Genomic DNA, 6,000 nt, shown 5'->3' on the forward strand with positions numbered 1-6,000 from the left:
GTGTGCCGGAACGCTGCCGCAGCCGCTGGCGCAGCAATGGAAAGAGGTCGAGCACGTTTTCACGCGTCGCCTTGCCTTTGCCGCGCGCCATCAGGCCGATCTCGATGTTTTCCGCCACCGTCATTTCGGCGAACAGTCGCCTTCCCTGCGGCACATAGGCGACGCCGGCCTTCGGCACCTCATGCGCCGGCAGGCCGGTCAACTCCTTGCCATCGAGCCTGATCGAGCCGGCGCTCGAGGGGACCAGCCCCATGATGGCCTTGAGTGTCGTCGTCTTGCCGGCGCCATTGCGGCCGAACAGGCACAGCACCTCGCCTTTGTTCAGCACCAGGTCGAGGCCATAGAGCACCTGGACCTCGCCATAGAAGCAGTCGAGCCGCGAAATGGTGAGTGCTTGAGGCGTGGCCTCGGCCTGGTTTGCCTCGGTCATGGGGCAGTCCCCAGATAGGCTTCCTGCACCGCCGCGTTTTCGCGGATCGCTTCGGGCGTGCCTTCGGCGAGGATCTTGCCGGCATTGAAGACAGTGATGCGGTCGGCCAGCTGCATGACGACAGGCATGTTGTGCTCGATCAGAAGCACGGTGGCGTTCTTGGCGATCTCGCGCACCAGGGTGATGAAATTGTCGATCTCGCTGTCGGCCAGCCCTTGCGTCGGCTCGTCGAGGATCAAAAGGCGCGGCTTCAGCGCCAGCCCCATCGCCACTTCCAGCAGGCGCTGATGGCCGTAGGACAACTGCCCGGCCGGCATGTGGGCGCGATCGGCCAGGCCGGTGCGTTCGAGTGCGGTCATGACAGCGGCCTGTATCGCGCTCCTGGAATGGCTGCCATGCCGCAGCGTCAGTTGCGCGGGCAGCGCGACGTTGGCGTAGACGGACAGGTTGGCATAGACGCTGGTGAGCTGGAAGGTGTAGGCGATCCCCCTGCGGACCCTGACATAGGCAGGCAGATTGGTGATGTCGGCGCCGTCGAAGACGATCATGCCGGCAGACGGCTGGATGCGGCCGCTGACCAGGCTGACGAAGGTGGTCTTCCCCGCTCCATTGGGGCCGATCACGGCGCGGATTTCGCCCGGCATCAAGGAGAAATCCACACGGTCGACGGCACGCAGGCCGCCGAAGTCGCGAGAAAGGCCCTTGGTGGTCAAAAGCGGCATCATGGCAGCCACCCGAGCCAGCGCTGCCTAATGCTGCCCAGAATGCCTTTGGGGAAGAACAGCACAAGCAGGATCAGCGCGATGCCGACGATCAGCAGATAGGCGGAGGTGTAGCCGCTGGTGATATCGATGACATAGTACATGAACAGCGTGCCGATCAGCGGCCCGAGCGTTGTTGCAGCACCGCCCAGCAGCACCCACAGCAGCGGCAGGATCGAATACTGCACCGACGCGAAGCTCGATCCGACATAGCCGAACAGCAGCGCATAGGCGGCACCCGAGCCGGCGCAGATGATGCCGGAGATGACGACGGCGGCGAGCTTGTTGGAGAAAGTGTCGTATCCCAGCATCTTCGTCCGCTCCTCATTCTCGCGGATGGCGACCAGCACGCGGCCATACCGGGAGCGGACGATGGCCAATGTGACGAGAAGCACGATCGAAAACAGCGCCAGCGCCGTCATGTAGCGAACGGTCGGATTGGTGAGCTCGAGCGATGTCGCGCCGAAGGTGAGCACACGGGCCGGCTGCGGCACGACCATGCCCTGGTCGCCGCCGGTCCACGTCGCGAAGTAGAGGATGAGGAGGTAGAACACTTGCGCGAACATCATGGTGACGATCATGAAGGCGACGCCGGTGGTGCGCAGCGCCAGCAGGCCGATCACGAGTGACACAACAACACCACAGGCAAGCCCCGCGGCGAACGCCGCTGGTACGCTCCAGCCGAGCTGGATGACGGCAAGGCCGGCGCCATAGAGCCCGGCGGCAAAGAACATGGCATGGCCGAGGCTGAGCAGGCCGACATAGCCGAACAGCATGTTGTAGCCCATGGCGAACACTGCCAGCACCATGATGCGGGCGAGCAGGCCGTGATAGTATTCCGGCAGAAGGAAGCTCAGCACGAAAAGCAGCCCGACGACGCCGAGATGCATGGCATAGGCTTTTACCGGCGAAGCTTCGCTCATCGCGACCTCGTCCCGAACAAGCCTTGCGGACGGAACACCAGCACCATGGCGACCAGCAGCGTGGCGATGATCTTGGCCAGCGTCGGCGAGAAGAACATCGAGATGATGCCGTCGGAGAGACCGATCAGCACGGCGGCGACGACCGTGCCGCGCAGCGAGCCGAGGCCGCCGATGATGACGACGATGAAGGAGAGCAGCAGCGGGTCCTGCCCCATCAGGTAATGCGCCTGGCTGATCGGCACGATCAGCACTGCGGCAATGGCCGCCAGCATGGCGCCAAGCGCGAAGACGCCGCCATAGACGCGGCCGACGGGGATGCCGAAGGCCTGCGCCGTCTCGCTGTCATACTGCGTGGCGCGCATGACGAGGCCGACCTTGGTGCGCGTCAGCACCAGCCATGTCGCGGTGAGCAGCAGCGCGGAAGTGGCGATGACAGACAGTTTGTAGCCGGAGTAGCCGAACCACGGCAGAAGGATGCGGTAGCTGAACGGCGGCTCCACCGGCCGCGCCTCCGGACCGTAGAAGGTCAGCGCCAGCTGCTGGATGATGTAGAGCATGCCGATGGTGGCGACGATGGTGGCTTCCGGATTGTAGTTGAGCCGGCGCAGCACCAGCCGTTCGGCGACCAGCGCAATGGCGCCGACGATCAGCGGAGCAATCACAAGTGCGGCCAGGAAGCCGAGCGCCGGATGGCCGCCAATGGCTGTGGTGATCGCCCAGGCGAGCACGGCGCCCAGCATGAAGAACTCACCGTGCGCGACATTGACCACCAGGACAGGCCGAGCGCGGTCAGCGCCAGCACGGCTGAGGTGACGAGGCCTTCGAGGGCGGCGAGGAGGAGGTGGGGACCGAAGTGCATGCTACACGCCCAGCGATAGCGCAATCGCGCCCCTTGCGGGGGGTGAGGAGTGGTCCGCGCAGCGGACGGAAAGCCAATTGCTTGGCTTTCCGAACGACGAACGCCCGGAGCGACAGCGAAGGGCCGGGTCCGGCAGGCCAGAGGGGGGGGCCTTGGCGCTCACGCTGCTGCGCTAAGCTCACAGCGCCTGCGTCGTATAATCCCCTTCGGCCTCGTAAAGTCCGTCCTCGATCTTGGTCTTGTGCACGACCTTGAGCTTGCCGCCTTCGATCTTGGAGATGTTCTGGATGCCAAAGCACTGGTGGATCTTGCCGTTGAAGGTCTTCGGTCCCTGCGGATGTTCCGGACCTTCGGCGAATTCGGTCAGCGCCTCGGTCGCCTCGACCAGCTTGGCGCGGTCTTCCGGTCCCTTGTAGCCGGCGTCCTCCATCGCCTTCTTGACGACGTAGAGCGTTTCCCAGCAGCCGAACATGTGGGCTGCGGTGGAGACGTCCTTGGGGTCGCCGACGGCGGCGCCATTGTCGTCGATGCCGACAGCAGCGCGATAGGCCTTCTGCGCCTCGGAATCATCGGCCTGCGCATAGCGCGGCGAGCCTTCCCAGAAATGGCTGCCATCGAGGAATTCGAGGCCGGGGCTGTTGATGTCGGTGGCTTCGAGCGAATCGATGAAGCCGAACAATTGCGGCCGGTTGGAGCCGTAGAACTCACCAAGCTCCTTGACGAAGGTGAGCACGGCCGGGCCGACCATGACGTGGTAGATCACCTCGGTCTCGGCCGGGATCTGCGGAAAATACTTGGTGAAGGACGATTCTGTCGGCGGGATGGCGATCTGCGCGATGACCTCGCCGCCTTGCGCCTTCAGCGCCGGCGGCAGGTAGTCGCGGTGGTCGTAGCCGAAGGCGAAATCCGGGAAGATCTGCGTCACCTTCTTGCCTGCATTGGCCGCGATCCACGGCGCCATCGACTGGATCTGGCTCTTCACGTCGGTGATGCCGGGCTGGAAGACATAGCGGTTCAGCTTGGTCGAGGCGACGTGATGGCCTTCGCTGACGACGAAATAGGGCATCTTGTTTTCGCCGGCGGCGGGCGCCGAGCCGATGACGACATGCGAGAACAGCGTGCCGAAGACGATGTCGGTCTTGTGCTGGGTGGCGAACTTGCCGACCACCTCGGCGCCACGGCCGGGATCGGTGCCGTCATCCTCGTTGATCACCTCGACCTGGCGGCCATTGATGCCGCCGGCGGCATTGATCGCCTTGACCGCGGCAGCCGTCGTCTTTTCGTACCAGCGGCCATAGGCAGCGCCGATGCCGGTGCGGTGCGACTGGAAGCCGATCTTGATCGGCGCCGAACTCTGCGCCTGGGAATAGCGGACGAAGCCAGGGGCAAGGCCGAGGCCGGCGCCTGCGGCCAGACCTTTCAGTGCGGTGCGGCGGGTGAGCGTGGATCTGGAGAGATCGAAAAACCCATTCTTGTCAGTCACGGCAGTTCCCCTGTTTTTGAGTTTTGACTGGCTGCAACGAGGCAAAAAATCGCATGTGTACAAACTAAATCACCAAAGCCCCGACGTGGCAAGCGGGCTTTCCCCGAAGGCATGCTGGTCGCCTTTTCTCATCCGACAGTCGGCGTGGCAAGCAACCAGAGGCCGAAGACGGTGTAGGCGACCATCAGCAAGGTAAGCGGGAACTGGCTGAGGGCCGCGCGGGAGGGCTGTGGGTGCAGGCGCCAGGCGAAGCCGTGAGCGACGAGGACGGCGAGCACATGCCCCAGGATGATGGCGCCGGCCTGGATATTCCACAGCCACCACGCAGAGTCCGCCCCCGCAACGATGCCGGCCTCGATCTGCATATCGGCGGTGCCGAACAGGTTCCAGCCCATCGCGAACGGATCGGAAAGTGCCGCAAGCGCATATTGGCCGTCGACGAGCAGCGCCGTCAGATAATGCGCAATGTGATAGGCAAGCGCGATCGGCACGATCGACCACACCAGCTGACCGGCCGCCTGGTTAAGAATGTGGTCGCTGCCGGCAAGACGTTGGCCGAGCCAGGCGGCAAGCAGGAACACCGCCGCCAGCAGCGCGAATGTCAGGATCAGCCCGAAAGTGCCGCTGCCGATCAGCGCCGTGCGGCCGGGAAATTCGAGCGGGTTGATGCCGAACAGGCCGAGCCAGAAGAAGGTTTTCGACAGGCCGTCGAAGGACACCGACGACAGGGCGAGCAGCAGGAAAGCCATGCCGCTGGCCGGCAAGGGCTCCGCGGCCAGCAGCTTGGCGCCCGGCCAGCACAGGGCAAGCCGGCCATGTTCGTTCCGTACCACAATTGCGAAACGCGCCACCATGGAGAAGAAGACCGTCAGGAATTCGCCGCTGCGGCTCCAGCCGCGATAGCCGAACGCCAGTATGGCGAGGAAAGAGAATAGCCAGTAGAGGCCGGCGGCCACGGCCAGACGCGCCGGATCGTCGGGCGCCGGATCGATGAGTTCGAACCAGGCAAAGGCGAAGAACAAGATGGCCGCAGGCCAGCAGCCGACCCATCGGGGCAGGCGCCATGTCCCGGTCCCGAACAGGCGCGAGGCGATACGCCATGGTCCATACCAGGGGTTCAGCCATGACCAGAGATCGCCGAAGAGGCCTTGCAACAGCGTGACGCCGGCCCACAAAAGGGTCCAGATCACCAAAGGCAGCGGGTTTGAAAGCGGGTCGTGGCTGCCGAAAAGGCCGGCGGCGATGAGAATTGCAAAGCCGGCAAAGGATATCAGGCTGATGGCGGCGCGGGCGCTGTCGCCGAAGGTGAACAGCGGCAGGCGTCGGCGCCAGAAGCGGGCAAGCGAAGCCGCCGGCAGCAGCGCCAGGACGAGGAAGCTGACGGCCACGGCGAAGGCGCCTCCGACCAGATAGTAGCCGGTCGGCAACAGCAGGACGTGGCCCCGGTCGGAGGCGTGGGCGAAGGCTGGGGTGGGGAGGAGGGCAAACAGCGCCGCAGATAATAACGCCAACAGCTGATGGCAGTGCTCTACGAGGCCCCCCTC

At 64.4% G+C, this 6,000-nt stretch carries 5 protein-coding genes and 1 pseudogene; all 6 read right to left on the bottom strand.

The window, feature by feature from the left end; genetic code table 11:
• Window positions 1–430 (bottom strand): ATP-binding cassette domain-containing protein (locus EN994_RS14350; RefSeq protein ID WP_127307601.1); only part of this gene is annotated, 430 nt, incomplete at its 3' end.
• On the bottom strand, window positions 427–1,155 hold the full coding sequence (locus tag EN994_RS14355; RefSeq protein WP_063169740.1) for an ABC transporter ATP-binding protein: 729 nt from the start codon (window positions 1,153–1,155) through the stop codon (window positions 427–429). The genes EN994_RS14350 and EN994_RS14355, both read right to left, overlap by 4 nt.
• Window positions 1,152–2,114 (bottom strand): branched-chain amino acid ABC transporter permease, encoded by a 963-nt coding sequence (locus EN994_RS14360; RefSeq protein ID WP_063169741.1) that lies wholly within the window; start codon window positions 2,112–2,114, stop codon window positions 1,152–1,154. Before EN994_RS14360 ends, EN994_RS14355 begins: the two co-directional genes overlap by 4 nt.
• Window positions 2,111–2,973, bottom strand: a pseudogene (locus EN994_RS14365) (branched-chain amino acid ABC transporter permease). Before EN994_RS14365 ends, EN994_RS14360 begins: the two are co-directional and overlap by 4 nt.
• A 178-nt stretch (window positions 2,974–3,151) precedes the next feature.
• Entirely contained in the window at window positions 3,152–4,456 is a 1,305-nt protein-coding gene (locus tag EN994_RS14370; RefSeq protein ID WP_127307602.1) for an ABC transporter substrate-binding protein, read from the bottom strand.
• Between the two features lie 128 nt (window positions 4,457–4,584).
• Window positions 4,585–6,000 (bottom strand): hypothetical protein (locus EN994_RS14375; protein WP_245466026.1); only part of this gene is annotated, 1,416 nt, incomplete at its 5' end.

This window comes from Mesorhizobium sp. M7A.F.Ca.CA.002.09.1.1, from assembly GCF_003998555.1.
GTDB lineage: Bacteria > Pseudomonadota > Alphaproteobacteria > Rhizobiales > Rhizobiaceae > Mesorhizobium > Mesorhizobium ciceri.